The sequence below is a fragment of the Mesorhizobium sp. CNPSo 4688 genome, from assembly GCF_057784295.1.
In genome coordinates this window covers 1-496 of the sequence record NZ_JBWLUY010000101.1, presented here as the reverse complement: position 1 = coordinate 496, position 496 = coordinate 1, and the positions used below count along the sequence as shown (strand labels likewise).

1 pseudogene is annotated in these 496 nt (G+C 60.9%); it reads left to right on the top strand.

The annotated features are described in order from the left end of the window. Window positions 1–496 (top strand): annotated as a pseudogene (locus AC04SH_RS34970) (hypothetical protein); the annotation flags it as partial.

Sequence of the window (496 nt, the reverse complement as noted above, 5' to 3'; positions counted from 1 at the left end):
CTGGCTAACCTGGCAAACGGCTTCAGCAAGTGGCCGGAACAGGCGGGTTGTCGCGAGGCCACAGCCACGATCGCCGGTGAGGTGCTTCGCCGTGCCGACCAACTCTCTGAATTTACTCCGCAGACCCTGGCTAACCTGGCAAACGGCTTTAGCAAGTGGCCGGAACAGGCGGGTTGTCGCGAGGCCACAGCCATGATCGCCGGTGAGATGCTTCGCCATGCCGACCGTCTATCCGACTTTATTCCTCGGAACCTGTCGAACCTGGTAAACGGCTTCAGCAAGTGGCCGCATGTGGAGAGCTTGCGCGCCTCAATCGCGATCGCTGGCGAGCTGCTTCGCCGTTCCGGCCAACTCTCTGAATTTACTCCGCAGGAGATGTCGAACCTGGCAAACGGCTTCAGCAAGTGGCCGGAAGCCGCGGAGTGTCGCGAGGCTATAGCCCTGATCGCCGGTGAGATGCTTCGCCGTTCCGACCAACTCTCGGACTTTACTCCGC